At 39.0% G+C, this 22,396-nt stretch carries 20 protein-coding genes; 13 read left to right on the forward strand and 7 right to left on the reverse strand.

The genetic code is table 11. The features are described 5' to 3' along the window. Window position 1: 1 nt before the first annotated feature. Window positions 2-721, forward strand: a complete 720-nt coding sequence (locus tag NDN13_RS03245) for a TIGR00266 family protein (RefSeq protein WP_251117147.1) — start codon at window positions 2-4, stop codon at window positions 719-721. A 33-nt stretch (window positions 722-754) separates the two neighbouring features. Continuing rightward, window positions 755-1,336, forward strand: coding sequence for a TerD family protein (locus tag NDN13_RS03250; protein WP_251117148.1), 582 nt, complete (start codon window positions 755-757; stop codon window positions 1,334-1,336). A gap of 76 nt (window positions 1,337-1,412) precedes the next feature. Here the strand turns inward: NDN13_RS03250 and NDN13_RS03255 are convergent, their stop codons facing one another. Beyond that, the gene (locus NDN13_RS03255; RefSeq protein WP_251117149.1) at window positions 1,413-1,847 is read right to left on the reverse strand and encodes an acyl-CoA thioesterase; all 435 of its coding nucleotides are present in this window, start codon (window positions 1,845-1,847) and stop codon (window positions 1,413-1,415) included. Beyond that, on the reverse strand, window positions 1,844-3,004 hold the full coding sequence (locus NDN13_RS03260; RefSeq protein ID WP_251117150.1) for an iron-containing alcohol dehydrogenase: 1,161 nt from the start codon (window positions 3,002-3,004) through the stop codon (window positions 1,844-1,846). The genes NDN13_RS03255 and NDN13_RS03260 overlap by 4 nt, the downstream gene beginning before the upstream one ends. An 865-nt stretch (window positions 3,005-3,869) precedes the next feature. Here NDN13_RS03260 and NDN13_RS03265 point away from each other — a divergent pair. From NDN13_RS03265 to NDN13_RS19875, 4 genes are all read left to right on the forward strand, one after another. After that, window positions 3,870-4,850, forward strand: coding sequence for a ricin-type beta-trefoil lectin domain protein (locus NDN13_RS03265; RefSeq protein WP_251117151.1), 981 nt, complete (start codon window positions 3,870-3,872; stop codon window positions 4,848-4,850). A 637-nt stretch (window positions 4,851-5,487) separates the two neighbouring features. Beyond that, entirely contained in the window at window positions 5,488-5,640 is a 153-nt protein-coding gene (locus NDN13_RS03270; protein ID WP_251117152.1) for a DUF2280 domain-containing protein, read from the forward strand. A 562-nt stretch (window positions 5,641-6,202) separates the two neighbouring features. After that, window positions 6,203-7,294: a DUF6670 family protein gene (locus NDN13_RS03275; protein ID WP_251117153.1), complete on the forward strand. Its 1,092-nt coding sequence runs from the start codon at window positions 6,203-6,205 to the stop codon at window positions 7,292-7,294. Window positions 7,295-7,598: 304 nt separating this feature from the next. Beyond that, window positions 7,599-7,682, forward strand: coding sequence for a hypothetical protein (locus tag NDN13_RS19875; RefSeq protein WP_502799561.1), 84 nt, complete (start codon window positions 7,599-7,601; stop codon window positions 7,680-7,682). Between the two features lie 157 nt (window positions 7,683-7,839). On the opposite strand, the gene NDN13_RS03280 is transcribed toward NDN13_RS19875, so the two are convergent. Further along, the gene (locus NDN13_RS03280) at window positions 7,840-8,091 is read right to left on the reverse strand and encodes a PAAR domain-containing protein (protein WP_251117154.1); all 252 of its coding nucleotides are present in this window, start codon (window positions 8,089-8,091) and stop codon (window positions 7,840-7,842) included. 532 nt (window positions 8,092-8,623) lie between these two features. On the opposite strand from NDN13_RS03280, the gene NDN13_RS03285 reads away from it, so the two are divergent. The 5 genes from NDN13_RS03285 (at window position 8,624) to NDN13_RS03305 (ending at window position 13,359) form a co-directional block, all read left to right on the forward strand. Next, a complete protein-coding gene (locus NDN13_RS03285) occupies window positions 8,624-9,238 on the forward strand; it encodes a recombinase family protein (RefSeq protein WP_251118153.1) in 615 nt (204 codons plus the stop codon). Window positions 9,239-9,628: 390 nt separating this feature from the next. Beyond that, window positions 9,629-10,135, forward strand: coding sequence for a low molecular weight protein-tyrosine-phosphatase (locus NDN13_RS03290; protein WP_251117155.1), 507 nt, complete (start codon window positions 9,629-9,631; stop codon window positions 10,133-10,135). 16 nt (window positions 10,136-10,151) lie between these two features. Then, the gene (gene murB, locus NDN13_RS03295; RefSeq protein WP_251117156.1) at window positions 10,152-11,186 is read left to right on the forward strand and encodes a UDP-N-acetylmuramate dehydrogenase; all 1,035 of its coding nucleotides are present in this window, start codon (window positions 10,152-10,154) and stop codon (window positions 11,184-11,186) included. Between the two features lie 8 nt (window positions 11,187-11,194). Continuing rightward, a complete protein-coding gene (locus NDN13_RS03300) occupies window positions 11,195-12,331 on the forward strand; it encodes a YdcF family protein (protein WP_251117157.1) in 1,137 nt (378 codons plus the stop codon). After that, entirely contained in the window at window positions 12,331-13,359 is a 1,029-nt protein-coding gene (locus NDN13_RS03305; RefSeq protein WP_251117158.1) for an alpha/beta hydrolase, read from the forward strand. Before NDN13_RS03300 ends, NDN13_RS03305 begins: the two co-directional genes overlap by 1 nt. A 30-nt stretch (window positions 13,360-13,389) precedes the next feature. On the opposite strand, the gene NDN13_RS03310 is transcribed toward NDN13_RS03305, so the two are convergent. Next, on the reverse strand, window positions 13,390-15,060 hold the full coding sequence (locus NDN13_RS03310; protein ID WP_251117159.1) for an FMN-binding glutamate synthase family protein: 1,671 nt from the start codon (window positions 15,058-15,060) through the stop codon (window positions 13,390-13,392). Between the two features lie 261 nt (window positions 15,061-15,321). On the opposite strand from NDN13_RS03310, the gene NDN13_RS03315 reads away from it, so the two are divergent. Continuing rightward, entirely contained in the window at window positions 15,322-16,071 is a 750-nt protein-coding gene (locus NDN13_RS03315) for an IclR family transcriptional regulator (protein ID WP_251117160.1), read from the forward strand. A gap of 43 nt (window positions 16,072-16,114) precedes the next feature. On the opposite strand, the gene NDN13_RS03320 is transcribed toward NDN13_RS03315, so the two are convergent. Genes NDN13_RS03320 through NDN13_RS03330 form a run of 3 tightly spaced genes read right to left on the reverse strand, consistent with a single transcriptional unit; the run spans window position 16,115 to window position 20,239 of the window. Next, on the reverse strand, window positions 16,115-17,611 hold the full coding sequence (locus NDN13_RS03320) for a CoA-acylating methylmalonate-semialdehyde dehydrogenase (protein WP_251117161.1): 1,497 nt from the start codon (window positions 17,609-17,611) through the stop codon (window positions 16,115-16,117). Between the two features lie 35 nt (window positions 17,612-17,646). Next, window positions 17,647-18,810: an iron-containing alcohol dehydrogenase gene (locus NDN13_RS03325; RefSeq protein ID WP_251117162.1), complete on the reverse strand. Its 1,164-nt coding sequence runs from the start codon at window positions 18,808-18,810 to the stop codon at window positions 17,647-17,649. A 37-nt stretch (window positions 18,811-18,847) separates the two neighbouring features. Then, window positions 18,848-20,239 (reverse strand): GntP family permease, encoded by a 1,392-nt coding sequence (locus tag NDN13_RS03330; protein ID WP_251117163.1) that lies wholly within the window; start codon window positions 20,237-20,239, stop codon window positions 18,848-18,850. A 448-nt stretch (window positions 20,240-20,687) separates the two neighbouring features. On the opposite strand from NDN13_RS03330, the gene NDN13_RS03335 reads away from it, so the two are divergent. After that, entirely contained in the window at window positions 20,688-22,394 is a 1,707-nt protein-coding gene (locus NDN13_RS03335) for a ShlB/FhaC/HecB family hemolysin secretion/activation protein (protein ID WP_251117164.1), read from the forward strand. Window positions 22,395-22,396 lie beyond the last annotated feature (2 nt).

Consider the following 22,396-nt stretch of genomic DNA (forward strand, 5'->3'; position numbering starts at 1 on the left):
AATGGCACAGTTTAGCTTAGTTGGTTCACCAGAACCGTTCTTGCATGTATCCATGCGCCGTGGCGACAAAATCTATTGCGAAAGTAATGCTATGGTGATGATGGAAGCGCCTTTGGAGTTAAAAGGGCGTTTGCAAGGAGGGTTAATGCAATCCCTCTTACGTCGTTTTGCCAATGATGAATCGTTGTTTCAGCAGCATATCGAAGCAGTACGCGGTGATGGCGATTGTCTGTTGTCGGCGGCGTTGGATGGTGATATGCAGATTCTGGATGTCGGTGCGACGCAGTATTTGCTGAGTGACGGGGCTTTTGTGGCAGCACATGACTCGGTTGAAGTCAAAGCCCGTTTAAACAGCAGCCTCGGTGGTGCATTTTTTGGTAATACAGGCGGTTTTCTGGTGATGGAAACCAGTGGACAAGGTCAAGTGGTGGTATCTGGCTGTGGTACCTTGTTTGAGCTTGAGGTTGAACCAAACAAAGAAGTTATTATTGATAATGGACATGTGGTCTGTTGGGATTCACGCTTAAACTATAATCTGTCGGTATCTACGTCACAGAGTAGTGGTTTTCTTGGCAACTTGGTCAATAGTGTAACCAGTGGTGAAGGGATGGTGTTACGTTTCTCGGGTCAAGGTAAGGTGGTGATCTGTTCTCGAAACCGCAACAATTTGCTGCAGTGGTTAACTTCGAAGTTAAACTTAAACCGTAATCAATCAAATTAAAATAATCATTTTTATCTAGAGGAGTAAAAGTACATGGGAATTAATTTAGAAAAGGGCCAAAAAATCAGCTTACAGAAAGCAGATGGCAGCAACTTACAACAAATCTTTTTAGGTGTGGGTTGGGACGTTGCGAAAAGCAAAGGCTTTTTCGGCTTTGGTGGTGGCGGTGGGGATATTGACCTTGATGCTTCTGTCATTTTATTTGATGATAACAAACAAGTACTAGATGTGGTTTACTTTGGTCAATTACAAAGTAAAGATGGCAGTATCCAGCATTCGGGTGATAACTTAACCGGCGCGGGCGATGGTGATGATGAAGTCATTCGCGTTAATTTGAACCAGATTCCTGCACAAGTAAAATCGTTGGTTTTTACTGTAAGTAGCTTTCGCGGACAGACCTTTGAGAAAGTTGAAAATGCTTTCTGCCGTTTGGTGGATCAATCCAACAATCAAGAAATTGCAAGTTATAAGCTGTCTTCACAGGGTGCACATACCGGTTTGATTATTGCAAAAATTTATCGCCACAATGATGCATGGAAAATGCACGCGATTGGTGAAAATGTGCATGGTCGTACCTTCCAAGATATCGTGCCTTATGCTTTACCACATATCTAATGATTTAGATTAATCATGGCATGCCACAACATCGTTCAATACAATGTTGTGGCATGTTTATTTCTGCGATTTGAAATTATAATAAATAGTGGTTTAGAACATCCCGCATTGCTTCTGGAATGGTGGTGCTTTTTCGGCTTATCCGATCCACAAAGACATGGACAAAATGCCCTTGAGCAGCAGCTTCGTCCTGGCCTTGTTTAAAGATCGCTAGTTCGTATCTGAGTGATGAATTTCCAACTTTACCAATCGCCACACCCACTTCTACTATTTCTGGAAACGACAGTTCCTGTTGAAAGCTACAAGCTGAATCAACCACTAGACCAATAATTTCACTGTGATGAATATCGAAACCTGTTTTCTGAATCAGTAATGAATTGGCTGCGGTATCAAAATAGCTATAATAAGTCACGTTGTTGACATGACCATAAATATCATTATCAGCCCAACGGGTTTGGATGGGGAAAAAGAACTTAAATTGTTCGCGTCGTTTTAAAGTCGGTTTGCTCATGCATAAATCGCCTGATAGATCTGTAATGCGTCTTGCTCGGTCATTTCTCTTGGATTGTTCTGCAGCAGCCGAGTTTGCAACATCGCATCTTTGGCCAGTTGTGGCAATTTCGCTTCAGTAATATCGAGTTCTTTCAACTTCAAGCTTAAGCCACTTTGGTCCAGATGATTCTGCATATGGTCAATAAACAGGTCACATAAACCATCGGTACAGCCTGTGCTCCGAGGGTCGAGTAATTGCATCAATTCTGCATAGTGTTGTTTGGCTTTGGGTGCATTAAATTTTAAAACCTCAACCAGTACCAATGCATTGGTATGTCCATGTGAAAGGTGAAAATGCCCACCCAATGGGTATGCGAGGGCATGTACTGCACCAACGGGAGCATTGGCAAAGGCTTGTCCAGCTAACATGGAACCCACTAACATGTTTTGGCGTGCCTCTAAATCAGCTCCATTTTTCAAGACTTTGGCTAAATTATGATTGAGTAATTTCAATGCATTTTTAGCCAGCATATCGGCATAAAAGTTCTTTTTAATATTTGAGGTATAAGCCTCAATGGCATGTACCATAGCATCGATGCCTGTTGCCGCGGTAAGATGTGCAGGTAAGCCTTGAGTGAAAGTCGCATCTAGAATGGCAACATCGGCATATAAAATGGGCGAAACCACGCCCATTTTAGTGGTTGCACCTGTAGTCACAATTGAAATGGGGGTGACTTCTGAACCTGTGCCCGCTGTGGTTGGGATGAGAATCAGCGGCAAACGAGGGGCTTTGGCTTGGTTTACGCCGTAGATTTCACTTAAGTTTTGCTGCTGCGTAGGGTGGGCGAGCAAGGCAATGATTTTGGCCACATCCATTGAGCTGCCGCCACCAAAACCGATAATCACATCAATTTGTTCTTGTTTTGCAAAATCAACAGCTTCTAATACAATATGCTCAGGCGGATCAGCTTGGATATCGGAATAAATAATGTATTCAAGACCAATCTGAGTCAGAATTTCTAAAATGGGCTGATGCAATTGATGCTGTATCATTCCTGCATCGGTCACAATCAATGCCTTATGATAATTTTGTTGTGTTAAAACATTTTCAAGTTCTTGTATCGAACCAAGTCCCGCGATGATGTTGGGAACAGTTTGAAATTGAAACGGGTTCATACATACATCCTTATTTTTCATAATAAAAACAATATTTTTATATCAAGTGACTAGAGGTTTCACTGCCTAGATAAATTAACATAAGACGCGCTTAAAAGTGTAACTTTGAGGTGATTATGCTGTTCAAAACGACCTATAAGGTCTTATGCATTTTCACCTATTTATCATATTGAAATTATTGAATTTTATGGTGCCGTTTTGTCGAGATTTTTCGCAAGGAATAGTACTTTTAGAGTGTAACGAAAACAATAACTTAAGCTATTGTTTTGTAGTCTTTTTTTCTGTCACTTTTGCAAATGGTAGTTTAATACTAGCATTTACATCGTTTCAGCTAATTTCATACCCAAACTCATAATGCTCAGTCATTTTTTCCAAGTGGCCAGCCAAGCCTTATGCACTTTTAACTATTTTCTTATGTAGAAAAATAGTGAGTGTATGTATCTCATGTAAGGTAGAAATTTGCAACTTTGAAATAAGGATACGTTTTTTCGAAATCACTAGATTAGAAAACTGATGGCTGATGTTTTACTTATTTATTTACCTCCAATGTTATTTCTCTGTTTCAGCTGTAGATCGTGCTTTAGGTTTTGCTGTCCTATGTTTGAAACAATCATACTCATCAGAATGGCTTTTCTCATCTAATAAGTCAAAGGTATTAGTCTAGAGCATGTAAAGAAAACTCCAAATGTATGGAGATGGATTTTACATTAAAAGAATTTTTGGAAAGTAGTTATTAAATTAATTATTTATAGTTTTAAAACCTTGTGTAAGTAAACTTTTATATTTAAAAAATAGTATTTAGATAAAAATTATCTATTAAAGATCCCAAAATCATAAATTAAAAGGTATAGAAATGAAGTGTATATTGAATGCTTTAATATTGTTATTTATGTCAAATCAAATTCATGCAGCCGTAACCTGTGGGACATCTGCATCAACACTTCCAAATTTAAATAGTGTTTATAAATCTGGTGAATTTAGAATTTTCTATTCATCTAACCCTGCAAATGCAGATTATATCCCAGATCAAAGCGATGCAAACAATAACAGCATTCCTGACTATGTTGAAAATGTAGCGATTCAAGCGACGACAACCACAGAGGCCTTAACCAGTCTTGGTTTTACTCATCCTTTAAACAGTGATAGATATACTGGTGCAGCAAAATTCATTGATATCCATTTAACAGCTTTAACTGGTAATGGTGTAGCGTATGAAAATCCTTCAATATTTATTAATAAACCAACTAAAGAAGGTAAGTGCGCTCTTAATCTTTATATTCGAAATAATATAGAAGAGTTTCCAGGGAACTACTGGACAACAGTGACACATGAGATTTTCCACCTTTACCAGTATGGATACAATCAATTTAAAGGTGGTTGGTATTTAGAAGGTATGACAAATTGGGCTGAAAGAGTTCTACGCTTGGGGACTCAAGGTGGAAATGGTTTAACTCCTTTGCCAGATGGACAAGAGCAATTAATAGCAGAAGTTTATGAGGTGCCTTACAATCAACTGTGGCATCGATTGGCAGTACTTTCTGATACAACAAATGGTCAACTAAATCTTCCACCAAATTTAGTAAACCGAACATACATAGATGGCACAAAGGTGTTCAAGGATGACAAGTTAAAAGGCTATTTATTCATTAAAAAAACTTTAGAAAATTTGAAAATTAAATCAGATCAAATTTCTTCACAAAATGGTTGGAATCCTCATAATTGGGACGAAACAGATCAGTCAAACCCTGCTAATCGAACGTTTATGCTAAAAGCAATCCAAGATTCAATGTTGCAATTTGGAATGAACCAGACACAGGAAGAAAAAGATTTTTTACTTTTAAAGTAAACAATATTGTTTGAAATAAAACTATCTTTTGGTGGTTTTAAAATTAAACCGAAAGATGTGGTAATTATTTTTAAAGAGAAAGGTTGTTTTAAAAATTATTTTAACAACATTATCTTGTAAGTGTTAAGTAAGATTTTGGTATGTATTTAATTTTATGACTATGTTTAAAAATCTGTCGCGGATATACAAATAAAGTTATAAATATTTTACTTGGATTAAGGTTTAATAATGGTTCATGAAAAATTAAACTCATATTTATTGAAAATAATATGAATGAATTAGCTTAAATAAAATATATATTGTTAATAATTTCTCGTTTTGTCTGCATTTTCCCCAAGATGCAGATTTTTTTTATCATTGATAAATGGATTCGTGGTAAGACTATAACCACCTCATTAGATTTTTTGTCAAAGACAGACCAAATTTTACATCGATACCAGAATTATGACGATGGATAGAGCCTATATTTCTTCGTTTTGAACATAAAATATTTTAATCCTGATCATATGCATCTGGGAGTGTTCTACCTAGATATCAGTGAGGTGGATGAAAGATAGGCTTAAGAGACAAGACATTCCTGCAGAACATAGTTTTTAAGATGGTTTAATTTTGCACTTCTATGGATGGAATCGTTGAAATGGCCCATATTACTAAGAAGCTGAAACTTTTCCTTGTTAGGATACTTAGTGAGTTTGAAACACCTATACTAACACCCAACTTAGTTAAGGATATTTTCAATATTGTAGTTAGTATTCAACAGTGCGAAGCATACAATTCCACCAAAGAATGAGGCAAAACTGTGCGTTTATTTCCATCGGGGCATCATTGGCAGCGTATGTAGCAAGCATTGATTGGGACGAAGGTTTTCATTGATATGATCACATTTTTCATGAGTTGTATGTAAAATTCCTTGAAGATAAGCAGGCTCAAGAGATCTGTGAATTGCGTAAGAATTAATATGAGCAAACAAAAGAACGGTTAAAAGATGTTATTGATGCCAAGTAAAAAGACTCAAGAATATTTGGCCTTTGTTGCACTGTAGTTTGTTTTCACGATTGCTTTATTCTTTATATATGCCATGGGAAACAGTAACTTAAATAACGCTGCCCTAGGTTTTATTTGACATCCGTTTGCAGTTTTTACTTTGGTAGTCCAAAACAGGCAAAGAAAAAAGATAAGAGCAGTTTGATCTAATCTATAAACAATCACATTCGTACGTTTTCTTTTAATGTTTCAGTCTGTATAAACAAAAAACAGATTTATTTTTGTCCTTTTTTGACATTTGTAAAAATAGATGTGAGTTCTAATATGGAACTAATATTGATTTAAGAAACCTAGTGTGGAAAATGTTTATGTTAGTTTCAAGTCATCCAGAGTTAAAAGGCATTCAAAATATCATTAATAGCAAATTAGCTAAGTTCTCTGGATTTTTATTGGGTGCAGTAAGCCCAGAAAAGCAAGGCTCACTTCCTAAAGCATTTGAATTACGTCCGCATACTGATTACAAGCGTTATGGAAGTACACATTACGGGATCATGGTACCTGACTTACCTGAACCATATCGTTATCTATCTTGGGCATCCGTAATAGGTTATGTTGGATTCCCTATCACTGACTCAGATTATCAAATGTCTTCTAGAGGAAAAGGTGATACTGCTTCTTTAGTGCATGGAACAGCTTTATCATCTACTGATGAAGCATTTAAAACGTACTCTATTGTTGATGATATTCAGTTTAGTGAAAAGCCATTTTCTGTCAATTTTAACAACGAAACTGTTCTCTCAGAAATTGATGATGGGTTTGTTCTAGCTACAAATAGAGAAGATCTTCAAATTGAAGTAAAGCTAGTGCCTACCGAAGCCATTACATGGTTTGCCTATGGCTCTTTATACAAGCATTTTAGCGTATTAATGAAATATGAAGGACGAATTATTCAAAAAGGTGAAAGTATAGACATAAATGGACTTTGCACCCTTGAATCTTGGAAAGCTATAGCAACATCAATGCTTAAAAATCAAACATTAGTAAATAGTATTCAAATTCCTGTAAAGGTTTTTAGTTATCAAGTAATTAACTTAGATGGTGAACAGCAATTGGTACTTGCGTTTATTTGTTATGAAGATCAACCAATTTTAACATCAGTTTATTACCGTAATATCGATGGTACTTCAACTCAATTTAATGGTGATATCAAATTTGAAGTTACTAAGAATCAGACTGAACCTCAGATGACACCTGATGGCTATAGCATGTATGTACCTGAAACATTCGAATGGACTGCACATCATGATAATGAAAAGGTTTTAGCAATCAAAGCTAAAGTGGATACAACATATTGCTATGGTTTAGCGGCAGGTTATGTTTCTTCGTATAAGTGGCGAGGGATGTTCCAAGGAAAAGATCTTAGCGGTAGGGGCTATTTAGAGTATATTGATAGGCGCTAAAAAAGTTCATTTATTGGTGAGCAGATTAATTTTAAAGTTGAGCCGATCTTTAGGTCGGTTTTTTATTGTTTAGAGGAAAAGCAAAGTAAAATGAGCATCAAACCTTTTTTGATGTTGGATGTGTTCTAGCAGGTGGCAAGTTCACATAAACTCAAGTTAATCGATTTAGTGAGGTTTAATATGAATATCAGTTTGGTGGTATCAAAACCAGCCCAATAGAAATCAGGTTAATGATCAGTATTAATTTGATACGTTGCTTAGCCTTGCATATGACATTCGCGTATAGGCTTTGAAGGATTCAACTGTGCTAAAGAAGTTGAATGTCGGTGATTTTTATAGTGCAGCTGGTCAGTTACCGTGTTGGAAAAAAGTTGAGGGAAAGAGCTAGGTCGGTTTTTCGCGCTGTGCTGCAAAGTGTGAATTAATCTTAAAAAAGTAATTTATCAATGCAGATGCTTCTTATTCTTTTATCTAGTTGTACAGGACAAACAACCAATATTCTTGCCAGCATCAGTGAAAAAACACTATTTAATTGTTATTTTTTCTTATTCAGTGCTTGGGAGTAGCAGCGTGCAACCGCATGAAAGTAAATCACCTTCACGTGCGACTGGCATGCCCCCGAACTGGGTTGCTGAATCGCCTGTCATTATAAATGCCGCGGTGTTATGTGTAGGACAAGTTGCTTCATCACCAACGCAGGCAATTGCCTTGCCATTAATTAGAAAATTTTTATTTCCGCTAATTACCTCACCGCCGCCTGTTGTTGGGAATCCGACGACTACATATCGTTTAGTCATAATAGTGTGACTCAATGCTTGATTTTTGGCGCTATGATAGCAAAATAAAATGTAGAAAGGTCTGTATTGATAAAAAATAGACATTAAAATATTTTGGGCCAAAAAAAAACGAGCTTTTCCAAATAGTTCATCATAAATTAATAAATGGTCAGAAAATTGTCATACGCAAATAGATTTTTTCTTGATTAATTAATATTTATCAATATGTTATGTTTTAGGTGGAGGTGGTATTCAATACCGATTGTCTAGCTAAAAAAAAGACTAAAAAGTAAAATGACAACTTTTGACACAAAATGCTAACTAAATTAACTTCTTTTGTAATTGTTTCATTGAATAGAATGCGATTAATTACAAGTATGGACTATTTATCAAAAGGTATAAATTTCACGTTTTTTTAAATAATACTTGTTTATGGTTTATCGTTGAATTTAGTTGGTTTGTATAGTAGGTTATTGATATTTATAGCCTTTGCTAATGATTTTGCGGGGAGATTCAAAAATACTACTTAAGGTAGTTTTTGATTTAGATGAATATGAGAACGTATGCTTATTTAAGAACTGATTGTGTATCAGAAGAAACTATTGCCGATTTTAATTCTCTCCTAAGTTATAACAACTATAGTGTTCAAAAAAATAGAGTGGTTTTTGAAGAGATTACTGCTGATAAATCAATAGTTTATAGGGAGAAATTCATGGGGGTAATTAATTATTCTTTAGAGCAAGGAGATTTGTTGATTACAAAGGGGATTGATTGTTTAGGGAGTGATTATTTAGAAATATTAAACACCATCGGTCTTATAGATCATAAGAAAATTCGCCTCATTTGTTTAGATTATACACATGAAGAGTTAACAGGGGATATCAAGAACTCTTTTTTGCATATCCTAAAATTATGTAACGATTTTGAGAAAATTAAAATTGAATATAAAAATCAACCGACAAAATTAAGCCTAACGAAAAAAGTCGGTAGACCCGAAAAACTCAGTGTTAAACAAAAAGAAGAAATTGCTGAGAAGCTTAAAATGGGTATAAGTATATATAGCTTGGCAAAAAAATACTCTGTGTCGCGTACAGTAATAAGGCGTATTATAAATAATAATACGAATAGAATTATAACTCTGCCAGTGACGCAAATATGTCAATATTAATTTAAAATTTCTTGATGTAGCTTAATCAATCATATAGTAACTTGTATGAACGGTTCTTAGTGCTCAAAAAGGAGATCATGATTTTTTAATATTTATCCTCCTCTTCTTAAAGTCTAATGCATTGCTTCTTGTTAAATAAGCCTAAGAAATAGCATGGATACATAGACTGTAGACATTGTTAATTTCAAAAAAGTACATATTCATACAGAAAATTCAATAGAGATAAACACTATTTCCTTTCAAATCAATGCAATTTTTGACAAAATACATTGATGTCAGAATGGTCAATTCAGGCATAATGACATTGAATCGTTTCGCGTTTATTTTGCAGGAATTTTGCATGCAACACTTTAATCTTCTTATAAAACAAAATATTGGAAGGTTTTTCTGATGGCAACACAATATAAGGTGTTATGTGTCTGTTTGGGAAATATTTGTCGTTCGCCAACTGCTGAGGCCATTCTTAGACATTATTGTGATGCGCATGGCTTAAATGTGATGGTCGATTCTGCCGGAACAAGTAATTATCATCCAAATAAAGCACCAGATGCACGCAGTCAAAAACATGCAGTAAAACGTGGTTATGATTTATCTAATTTACGTGCACGACAGATTGTTTTACAAGACTTCCTTGAGTTCGATCTGATCTTGGCGATGGATCATGACAATTTTGACGATATTCAAACACTGATGTCTGAAGCCGCCCAACAATTTGGTGCGGGTCAGATTCGTGCCAAGTTAGCGTTAATGAGTGAGCATGATCCTCATTTTAGCCAACAAGCGGTACCTGATCCTTATTATGGTGGTGCAGATGGGTTTGATCGAGTACTCGATCAGTGTGAATCCAGCAGCCAAGCATGGGTCGATATTTTTACAAAGCAAATGAAAGTAGGGTAATAGGATTTAATTTAATATGCAGGTACAAGCACAGGTTCAGCTTAAAAGCTTAAATACATTAAATTTGAATGCTATTGCTTCACATTATGTCCAGATTAACCAGCCTGATGATGTTGTTGAAGCACTGGCATTTGCTGAACATCAGCATTTAAACGTTTTGGTACTCTCGGGTGGGAGTAATGTGCTATTGCCCCAGCAAGTTCGAGCCTTGGTTTTACATTTGAATATCCAAGGAATTGATGTTCTGGCTGAAGATGAGAGTACGGTTATAGTTAAAGTGGGGGCAGGCCAAGTCTGGCATGACTTTGTTTTGTATAGCACGCAACAACAATGGTTTGGGTTACAAAATCTTGCCTTAATTCCGGGATTGGTGGGTGCTTCACCTGTACAGAATATTGGTGCTTATGGTGTTGAAGCCGGTGAGTTTATCGAATCTGTGCAAGTCTATGATCGTGAATTAAAACATTTTACTTCAATTGCAGCAGAAGATTGTCATTTTGCTTATCGCCATAGTATTTTCAAAGATCAGCCCAATCGTTACATCATTGTCAGTGTGACGTTTAAGTTGCTGAAAACAGCTGAGTTGAAATTGAATTATGGCGATCTTAAGCAAGCGGTTGGTGACGAGCTGACTGCAGAGAATTTACAAAATCAGGTGATCCAGATTCGCCAAAGTAAATTACCGAATCCTAAAGAATTTCCAAATGTCGGGAGCTTTTTTAAGAATCCCATTTTATCACAAGCCGAATTCGACAAGATTACTCAACAATTTCCAAACATACCGCATTATCCGCAAGCAAATAGCAATGTTAAAGTGGCAGCAGGTTGGTTGATTGACCAAGCCGGTTGGAAAGGTAAGCAATTCGGACCAGTCGGGATGTTTCATAAGCAGGCATTGGTATTGGTGAATTATGCGGAGGCGACGCTGGCGGATGTACAAAATACCTATCAAACTGTACAAAGTGATGTAAAACAAAAGTTTAGTATTCAGTTAGAGCCTGAACCTGTGTTATATAGTGAACAAGGGTTGATTCAAGCTCATCTCGGATGAAGAAATCTATGACGAAAGTACATTGGATGGTCAGTTTAGTACGAGTAATTACCATATTATTCGTGCTACTGGGTTGCTTTGTGCTTTTTTTATATTCGCCTTTTTATTCACAGCTGGTGGTGAAAGGTTTGAACCGCTTTGTTCCTGTTGATGTCAATGAGGTTGCAGCGCAGAGTCAGCGCCCTGCAGCGTTAAGTGAGCACGAAACCTTAGAGCCTGGTTCGAACCTATGGATTGCTCGTCAGGCTTATTTGAAACTCATGGAGAGGAGCTTTCAATCTGAGCAATCTGAAGATTTAAGATTAATACAAGCACGTTATAAGTTGTTACAAGAGCTGATTGCTGAAGAGCAGGAAAAAGAAAGCCAAGATGAAAAAAAGCAACCCAATATTCCATTGATGAGTGAACAACAAGCTGAGCAGGATCAAGCAAGCTCAGCTGTTGTGATGAATACACCATTAGATTTCTTACAGTGGAATACACCTGATAATCAGGCATTGATGGGTAAATATATTGCCTTTTTAGAAACCTATCCAATTGCTTTACCTGTGAAGGAAGAAGATAAAGATCAGACCAATAAAGACCTGATTGAATTGAAAAATAATAAAGAGAACTTGGTTGAGCCACAAAGTGCTTCACAGCCGAATGCAATTGTCGTATTGGGTGGTGGCCTAACTCTTGGTGCCAATGGTAAAGATATTGTGGTGAATAATTACACACGCTTACGCTTGGAAAAAACCTTACAAGTCGAAAAGAAATATGCTTTACCAATCGTACTGAGTGGTGTCGAAGCACCTTATATGCAGGCATGGTTAAAAGAGCGTGGCGTGGATGCTAAATTGTTAGAAAATCGCAGTATGAATACTTGTGAAAACTCTCGATTTAGTTCTCTATTACTACAAAAGAAAGGTGGCGCGCCAACCGTCATTTTGATTACCGATGAGTACCACATGCCACGGACACGACGTTTGTTTGCTTTAAATGGTATTGAGACAGTGCCTGTCATGGCGCCAATGCCAACGACCTTAACGCAATGGCGTCCAAGTGAACAAAACTATGATCATAGCCGCCGTGCCAACTATGAAATGCTGGCTACGATTCGTGATATGTTATTTGGCTCAAGTGATTGTCGAGAGATACCCTAATGTCCGATATTCCATTTTTAAATCCGACAATTTTAAAACAACTGGATTTACCTGTACCAAATCGTGAGACCACACCTCAGGTGCTTGAGCCTTTGGATTTATCTCGTGCCACAGAGATCTCAAAGCCATTACAGGCGTATCGTAAGTTATATGGTTTACATTTATTGGATGGTGAACATTGGCAGGGCTATGTAGAAATGCCACTGTTCCGTGTACATGTCCAAGTGTTTCAGCCTAATCAACAGAAATTACAGGGTACGGTATGTTTGCTGCACGGCTATTTGGAACATAGCGGTATTTATCAACCGATTATCAAAGAAATTCTGGAGCAGGGCTTTAGTGTTGTTACTTACGATTTGCCTGGACATGGCTTAAGCAATGGTTCACCTGCCAGTATTCAGAATTTTGATCACTATCAGCAAGTTTTACACGCGGTTTACGATGCGGTTCGTGGTGCGAAACAATTACCGAAGCCGTGGTTAGGGATTGGGCAAAGTACGGGTGGTGCAATTTGGATGCATCACTTACTTGAATATGCAGAACGCCGAGAAGATCCTATTGTCGATCGGGTATTATTGTTGTCGCCATTGATTCGGCCTGCGAAAACGGCATGGTGGCATAACTCGGTTGGTCTGGGCATTATCCGTCGAATCAAAAGCCAAGTACCACGACATTTCCGTCGTAATAATCATAATCCTGAATTTTTACGCTTTGTCCGTTTAAAGGATCCTTTGCAACCTCGAATGATGGGCATGGACTGGATTTTGGCGATGTCAAAATGGATGCTGGAAATGGAACAGCGACCAGCATGTCGTATTCCTGTGTGGCTCGCACAGGGTGCTTTAGATCAAACCGTAGATTGGCGTTATAACATTGAATATATTCGCCGTAAGTTTAGATTGCAGACTTTATTGATGCTGGAAGAAGGCTCACACCAATTAATTAATGAACGTGCTGATATTCGTGCTGCGCTGACAGGCTTAATTCCTGCTTTCTTACATGCAAAACCAAATCACCACTATTACTAGTGGTGATTTTTATTGGCTTAAACGTTTATATTAAAATTGATTGGCATCCGCCATTTTCCACATACGATAGTAGAAATTCTCGTCATCATTTAAATCGCTATGCAGCAATTCATTTTCTTTTAAGAAGAAGTGGATCTGTGCATAGTTTTTGATTTCACGGTCATTCATACGCTGTGCCAAATGATGCGCTTTAATGTCGGATGGGTGATGTAAACCCGCTGCTGCTATCATTTCAGATAAGGCGTGCAGGGTGTTTTTATGGAAGTTAAACACACGTTCAGCTTTACTTGGAACATCAATCGCTTTCTGACGATCTTTATCCTGTGTTGCAATACCAACAGGGCATTGGTTGGTATGGCAGCTTTGTGCTTGGATACAACCTACCGCAAACATAAAGCCACGTGCGGAATTGACCCAATCCGCACCTAAGGCAAAGGTGCTGGCAATATCAAAGGCGCTGATCATTTTACCGCTGGCACCAATTTTGATTTGATCACGAAGTCCTGCACCCACCAGTGTATTGTGCACAAAGCGTAAACCTTCTCTGAGTGGCGTACCAATATAGTCGCTAAATTCGATTGGTGCTGCGCCAGTTCCGCCTTCTGAACCATCAACCACCACAAAGTCAGGCACAATTTTGGTTTCGAGCATGGCTTTGACAATGCTCATAAATTGCCAAGGTTGACCAATACACAATTTAAAGCCAACTGGTTTGCCACCTGAAAGCTCTCTAAGCTTCTGAATGAAATGCATCATTTCAACCGGGGTGTTAAAACTTGGGTGTTTAGAAGGGGAAACACAGTCATGGTCTCTGGAAATACCACGAATACGAGCAATTTCTTCAGTGATTTTATGCTTGGGTAAAATACCGCCGTGACCTGGTTTCGCACCTTGTGATAGCTTGACCTCAATCATTTTAATATTCGGATTTTTGGCTTGCTGTGCAAACTTGTCTGGATCAAATAAGCCTTCAGCGGTACGGCAACCAAAATAGCCACTGGCAATTTGCCAGACAATATCGCCACCATGCTCTAAATGGTAGGGACTTAGGCTGCCTTCACCAGTATCGTGGTAAAAGTTGCCTAAATGTGCACCTTTGTTCAATGCACGGATTGCGTTGGCACTGAGGCTACCAAAGCTCATTGCTGAGATATTCATGATCGATGCGCTATACGGCTGGCTACATTGCGCATTACCAATCAGCACACGGAAAGATTCTGGGTCCGCAGGTGGGCAAGGGGCAATGGAATGTACAATGAAGCGATAGTTTGGATCATAGACATCAATGATTGAACCAAAGGGCTTATCCGCATTTTCATTTTTTGCACGTTGATAAACAAGGCTGCGTTGCATACGTGAAAAAGGCAGGGCATCTTGATCCGATTCAATGAAATATTGACGAATTTCAGGGCGAACATCTTCAAACAGAAAACGAAAATGTCCCAAAATTGGATAGTTTCTCAAAATTGCATGTTTCTTTTGCAGTAAGTCGCGTAAACCAACAATGCTGAGCAATCCAGTGACTAACCAAAGACCGTTTAAAAGCGTATCGGATATAAAATAATAAATGGTATGTGGGGTATAGGTAAATTTAAACCAAGTAATGGTTAAAGCAGTAAAAATACAAAGAAACCAAACAGAATGTCTTGAAAAGAAAGTGTTAAGTAATTTATGTCTTATAGCTTGCGCTGGACTAGCCATCGGCAGGAGATTCCCATAATGAAGCAACTGACAAACGATGCCAAGAAGCTCACATAAGCTCAAGTAATGAATTGTTAGATATGAGAATTATTCTCTTATAAGTTTGCTTATTGGAAAAGTAACTTTCCTGTTTACAGCGGAAGAATGACTTGAATCCAGGTTCCTAACACGATTACTATCTTGAATATTGGTAATTTTCATAAATATAGATGCGCTGTATTCGAAAAGAAATTGGCGAGATGCAGGTTTTGGGACTTAAAAATGAATAAAAAAGGTTCATCCATTACTCGGGTTTTAGACATTATTGAGGCAATTTCAACTGCAAAACATCCACCATCACCTTTAGATCTTTCAGTGGAGTTGGATATCCCAAAGCCAAGTATCCATCGTTTATTGCAAACCTTAGAACAAGAAAAGTTTGTAAAGACGGATATGTATGGGGGTTATATTTTAGGTGATCGCACCTATACGCTGCTGATGAATGCTTGGGAGCAGGAACCTCGAAAGATGGAACGCTTGGCAATCCTGCAAAAACTATCTGATCAGATTAATGAAACTTGTGGTATTGCGATACTCAGTGATAATCAAATGCTCTATACCGACAGAGTGCAGGCGAATTGGCCGCTACAAGTGTATTTACCCGTTGGTGCGACCGTACCTTTGTGGTGTACATCGAGCGGAAAATTATTTTTAAGTTTTCAGCCTGCAAATCGCAGGAAAAATATATTAGAACATCTCCCGATTGTGCAACTCACTAAAAATACCATTACCAATCCAGTATTACTTGAAGAAAATCTGGAGCAAATTTTTTTGAATAAACTTGGCACTGATAATGAAGAGTTTATTTCGGGGATGGTGGCTTGTTCAGTCCCGATTCAAAGAGCTGGTACCATTGTGGCCTGTCTTTATGTACATGCACCCACAATAAGAAAGTCTCTTGAAGATCTCGTGTCATATGAGCCTTTATTACGTCAGGCGGCAAATGATTTAAATAAATTGATTGATGTGTAGAAAAGAGTGAGCATTCAGCTCACTCTTTTCTAGTGAGTAAAAATTAGTTGAGTGTCGGCATTGAAAATTGAGCACCTTCACGAACATTGGTACTTGGCCAGCGTTGAGTAATGGTTTTACGACGCGTATAGAAACGGGCGCCATCTGGCCCGTAGGCATGTAAATCACCAAACAGTGAACGCTTCCAACCGCCAAAACTATGATAAGCGACAGGCACTGGAAGCGGGATATTGATGCCGACCATTCCCACTTTAATGTTATCGCTAAAATAGCGTGCGGCTTCTCCATCACGGGTATAAATACAGGTGCCGTTTCCATATTCATGACTATCGATCAGGTCCATGGCTTCTTGCATGGTTTTTACACGGATGACTTGCAGTACGGGACCAAAGATCTCTTCTTTATAGCTGGTCATATTTGGTGTTACTTGATCAATGAGTGTGGCACCGACATAAAAACCATTTTCATAGCCTTCGGGTGCTGCATTGCGTCCATCGACAATTACACTGGCGCCTTGTTGTTCTGCACTATCAATATAGTTGACTACTTTGGCTTTATGTTGCGCCGTAATCACTGGACCAAAATCATTGTCTTTATTGGAGTATGGGCCATATTTGAGCAAATCGATTTCTTTGGATAATTTTGCAATCATTTGATCGGCAATGTCATCACCTACAGCGACTGCGACTGAAAGGGCCATGCAGCGTTCGCCAGATGAACCAAATGCAGCACCTAATAAGGAACTAACAACATTATCTAAATCTGCATCGGGCATGACAATGGCATGGTTTTTTGCGCCCCCTAAAGCCTGACAACGTTTACCTGCCGCAGTTGCTGTTTGATAGATATATTCTGCAATGGGTGTAGAACCGACAAAACTAACTGCTTGCACACGAGGATCGTGCAACAGAGTATCAACTGCTTCTTTATCTCCATTCACCACATTTAATACGCCATCAGGAAGTCCTGCCTCTTTGAGCAGTTGAGCGATAAATAAAGTGGAGGATGGATCACGTTCGGAAGGTTTAAGCACGAAAGTATTTCCGCACACAATGGCCATTGGGAACATCCACAGTGGGACCATAACCGGAAAGTTAAACGGGGTTATCCCTGCAACAACCCCTAAAGGTTGAAACTCACTCCATGAGTCGATTGCAGGACCGACATTCTTACTGAATTCACCTTTTAAAAATTCAGGGGCACTACAAGCATACTCAACATTTTCGATGCCACGTTGTAATTCGCCTGCGGCATCATGTCCGATTTTGCCATGCTCTTCACCAATCAGCTGGCAGATTTTTTCAGCATTGTTTTCCAGCAATTCCTTAAATTTAAACATGACGCGAGCCCGTTTGATCACTGGGGTATTGCGCCATTCTGGGAAAGCCGCTTCTGCCGCTGCAATTGCTTCCTCCACGGTTGCTTTGCAGGCAAGTGCGACTTCTTTTGTTTGTATGCCTAATGACGGGTTATAGATGGCTTGCGTGCGTGTATGTGCTGTATTGATTGCACCCTGAATAAAATGTCCAATGAGTTCCATGTGAATTTTTCCTCTGTTATAAAAAATGAAAGCGTTTATGCTGACCAAAGTTGTTGATACAAGCTGACCATTTGCTCAATCGTCGGCACAATAGGGTTATTGGATGGTGAACCTGAGGCAAGTGCTTGCTCGGCCATGGTCTGAACAACTTCATCAAAATATTGTTTGTCTACACCGAACTCAGCCAATGTGGGGACTTTCAAATCTTGATTAATCGCGATTAAGGTTTTTATGAGTTTTTGATTGGCGAGCTCAGTTGTATCATCTGGATGTGCACAACCTATTGCCTTGGCACAATCGGCATAGCGTTCTGGTGCTGCCTGAATAGAAAACTCTGTGATAAGAGGAAGCAGCATTGCATTAGATAAGCCATGCGGAACATGAAAGAAAGCACCAATGGGTCGGCTCATACCATGTACCAGTGCAACAGAGGCGTTTGAAAAAGCGATACCTGCCAAAGTAGAGCCAAGCATCATTTTTTCACGTGCTCGTTCATTGTTGGGTTGGTGATAGACGATCTGCAAATTTGGACCAATCAGTTTCATCGCTGCAAGCGCTTGTGCATCGCTATATGGGCTGGCTTTCTTGCTGACATAAGCTTCGATGGCATGGGTAAGTGCATCAATACCTGTATCTGCGGTGGTACGTGGAGGCAGAGATAGGGTGAGTTCGTAGTCGATAATCGCCGCGATTGGTAGAAAACCGAGCCCAGCACACAGCATTTTCTCACTAGTTTTATCATTGGTAATAATGGTAAAACGCGTGCATTCGGAGCCTGTTCCTGCTGTGGTTGGAATGGCAATGATGGGCAGACCTAGCTCATTGACTTGTCTAGGGAATTTATAATCAGAGATGTCTCCGCCATGTTTGCTTAAGATACTAATCGCTTTAGCACTATCAATTGGGCTGCCACCACCAATCGCAATAATGGCATCATACTGCTGCGCCTGAATATATTTTACACCTGCTTCGATGGAGCTAGAGGTCGGCTCTGGAATGGTTCCATCAAAATAGTCACTGTCTATATGTGCTGCTTTGAGCAGGTCTTGAATTTGCTTGATATACCCAAGTGAAACCATCATTTTATCGGTAATAATCAGTGGCTTGTTTGCACCTAAGCTTTCTAGAATCATCGGAAGCTTAGCTCTCGCATTTTTTCCAATTTCCATAATCCTTGGAAGGTGTGTTGAAAATGACATTTTTAATTCTCCGTATTAACGTCAAAATTGATTGTTTTTAAAATGAACCGAATATTGATCCCAGTGTGATCACACCACTCAGCGCGATCAGTGGAATGATGACGGCGACAATGAACATGTCGTAATAAGATTGTTTATGGGTTAAACCACACAAGGTAATAATGGTAATCACTGCACCATTGTGAGGAAGTGAATCCAGTGCACCAGAAGCCATAGAGGCAACTCGATGCATCAGTTCCAATGAAATGCCATGTTGAAAGGCCAAATCCTTATAGGTTTCTCCCATTGTATTCAGCGCAATACTCAAACCACCCGAAGCAGAACCCGTGATACCTGCTAATACATTGATCACGATTGCTTCTGAGATAAGTGGGTTGTTGGGGGCAATGCCGACAAGAAAGTCTCGTAAAATAATAAAGCCTGCCAAAGATGCAATGACTGAACCATAGCCGACTTCTGAGGCAGTATTAAAAATAGGTAGAAAGGATGAGGAAACACCTTGTTGGATTGAGTTTTTGATATCAACAATAGACTTCCAGTTGAGAACAATGATACTTAAACAAGCCAAAACCAAGGCGCATATGATTGCCCATAATCCAATCACTGAATTAAGTGAGGTATTCCCAAATTGATCCGTTGCTAAATAGGCGGTATCCAGTGAAGGTAAGATCAGTTTAGTGAGGACTAAGTTGCTCACAATCACTATGAAAATTGGAATAAACGCGACCATAAGACTTGGTTTGGCACTCGTTAGATTTTGTTCATGATGACTTTCGAGATGGTTGCCATATCCTTCGAGGCTTAAATCCGCTTTTTTAACTCGCCGATTGAGCCACCACATACCTGTGATCAAGATAAAGATGGATGCTAAAACACCGAGTCCAGGTGCAGCATAGAGATCAGTATCAAAAAAAGGCATTGGGATTGCATTCTGAATTGCGGGTGTGCCTGGTAATGCGGTCATGGTAAAGGTGAGTGCACCTAGCATAATCGCTGCGGGGATCAGGCGTTTAGGAATGCCGAGTTCTTTAAATAATGCCGAGGCAATCGGAAAAACTGCAAAACCGACAACAAAAAGTGAAACGCCTCCATAGGTTAAAATTGCACAAGACAGCACGATCGAAAGCATAGCTCTATGATGACCAAGCTTTTCCACAAAGAAATTGGCAATGGTTTGTGCAGAGCCAGAATCTTCCATTAATTTTCCAAATACTGCACCTAGTAAAAATAGAGGGAAGTATTTGATGATATAACCGCCTAAACCTGTCATAAACACTTGGGAATAAAAGCCAAGTAGTTGGTCGCTGAGGCCGCTCCATGCGACAGCAAATAATGCCAGTAAGGGCGCAAGTACGATTACGCTAAATCCTTTATATGCTAAATACATCAACAATATTAAGGACAAGACTATTCCAATTAGTCCTACCATTTTATACACCTGTTCTTGTAGTTTTGTATAATGATACGAAACGTATCATTATTAATGTATATAATTTAATCTAACTGAAGTCAAGCGTCGAAATTAACGTGAACCTGAAAGATGGCTCATGCTGTTTTGTATTTGAAATTTTGATGCTATTGGGGAGGTCTGGGGTTCTAGAAGTAAAAATTATTTTTGAATAAAGGAGTGTAAGTATTTAATGAAAAGATAATTTTTGAATGAGTCTCAATATTTAATCAAGCTAGCATTTCAGCAAAACGAAGTAGAACTTTCTAACAAGTACTTATTGTTAAATTGATCACTCAAATGATAAAAAAAGAGATAAATATCATTTTTTTATTTACAGCGCTTAACCAATTGGTAATAATCCAACTAAAATTTTTTACTATTTGTTTAATGTGAATCTAAAAAAATGAAAAAAAACCAAATATTCATTATGTTAAGTTTACTTGGAACATCAATTTATGCTGCTGAACCACCAACGGGTGTAGTCTTACAGCCCGATGCTACACAGCGCCAGCAACAACGCGATGAAGCTTTACAGAAACAAATACAGCCTGAACCATCCGTTCAAACTGGATTGGAAAAGCAATTACAACACAAACCACAACTTCAGTTTTTGAAGTCGCACAGTGAAGAAGTTTGTTTTGAAATCAAAAAATTTGTACTGATCGGCGAAGATGCTCGTCAGTTTACTTTTGCTATGCGCCCAGTAACTCAGGGTCAATATAACTTGATTGGACGCTGTATCGGGGTGCAGGGACTCAATCAAGCTTTGGATTTGATCCAGAATGATTTGATCAGCCATGGCTATGTTACGACGCGAATGTTATTGCCACAACAAAATATTGCTTCGGGCACAATTCAACTTAAAGTGGTTGCAGGTAAGGTCGATCAAATTCAGTTTGTTGATGGTACTTCAAAACGTGCACATAAATTTAATGCATTACCGGTGAAATCAGGCGACATTCTCAATGTACGTAATATTGAACAGGGTTTAGAAAATTTTAAACGAGTGCCAACCGTTGAAGCTGATTTTAAAATTAAGCCTTCAGAGCAGCGTACTGAACCTGGTTATAGTGATTTAGAACTCGCTTGGCAACAATCCAAACCCTATCGTTTACATTTGGGTATTGATGATGCAGGATCGGACTCAACGGGTAAATATCAAGGCACGGCAACCTTGTCCTTAGATAATCTATTGACCGCAAATGACCTGTTCTATGGCAGTTATAATCACGACTTAGGTGGCGGTGACTCTGGTAAACGAGGTACAGATGGCTTCTACCTCAGTTATAGCATTCCCTATCAATACTGGTTATTGAACACCAGTTATAGCCAATCCAATTATAACCAGACAGTCGCTGGTGCGAACCAAAGTTATAACTATAGCGGTAAAAGTAAGTTAATTGGCGCTGATCTATCCCGTGTGTTGTACCGAGATGCCAAACGGAAGACTTCTGCGAGTGTCGGTGGTTGGTATCGTGAGTCGCAGAACTTTATCAATGATGTTGAAGTGGAAGTGCAGCGTCGAAAAACCGCAGGCTGGAAAGCTAGCTTAGATCATAGTGAATATTTAGCCAATGCCACGCTGACAGGTAATGTCACTTATAAACGAGGTACGGGTGCATTTAGTGCGATGCGTGCACCAGAAGAACAATTTAACGAAGCATATACCCGTGTCGGTATTTTACAGGCCAATGCCAGTTTGCAAGTGCCATTTCAAGTCGGCCAACAAAACCTACAATATCTGGCTGAGTGGCGTATGCAACACAGCAATAAAGCACTGACACCACAAGATCGCTTCTCGATTGGTAACCGTTACACAGTACGTGGTTTTGATGGTGAACAAACCCTGATGGCTGATAATGGCTTTTTGGTTCGCAATGAACTGAGCGGCTCAATTGCGAAACTTCCAATGCAGTGGTACAGCGGCATTGATTATGGTGAAGTGGGTGGAACCACTGCGTATCAACCCAACCCATTGGTCGGCACCAGTTTGTTAGGTGCAGTTGTGGGCTTACGTGGACAGGTGTTTAAGTCCGTGAGTTACGACGCTTTTGTCGGTGCGCCGTTGAAAAAACCAGAATATTTTAAAACCGATGATTTTACGACAGGTTTCAGTGTGAACTGGATGTACTAGTC

It is taken from the genome of Acinetobacter sp. C32I (assembly GCF_023702715.1).
Lineage (GTDB): Bacteria > Pseudomonadota > Gammaproteobacteria > Pseudomonadales > Moraxellaceae > Acinetobacter.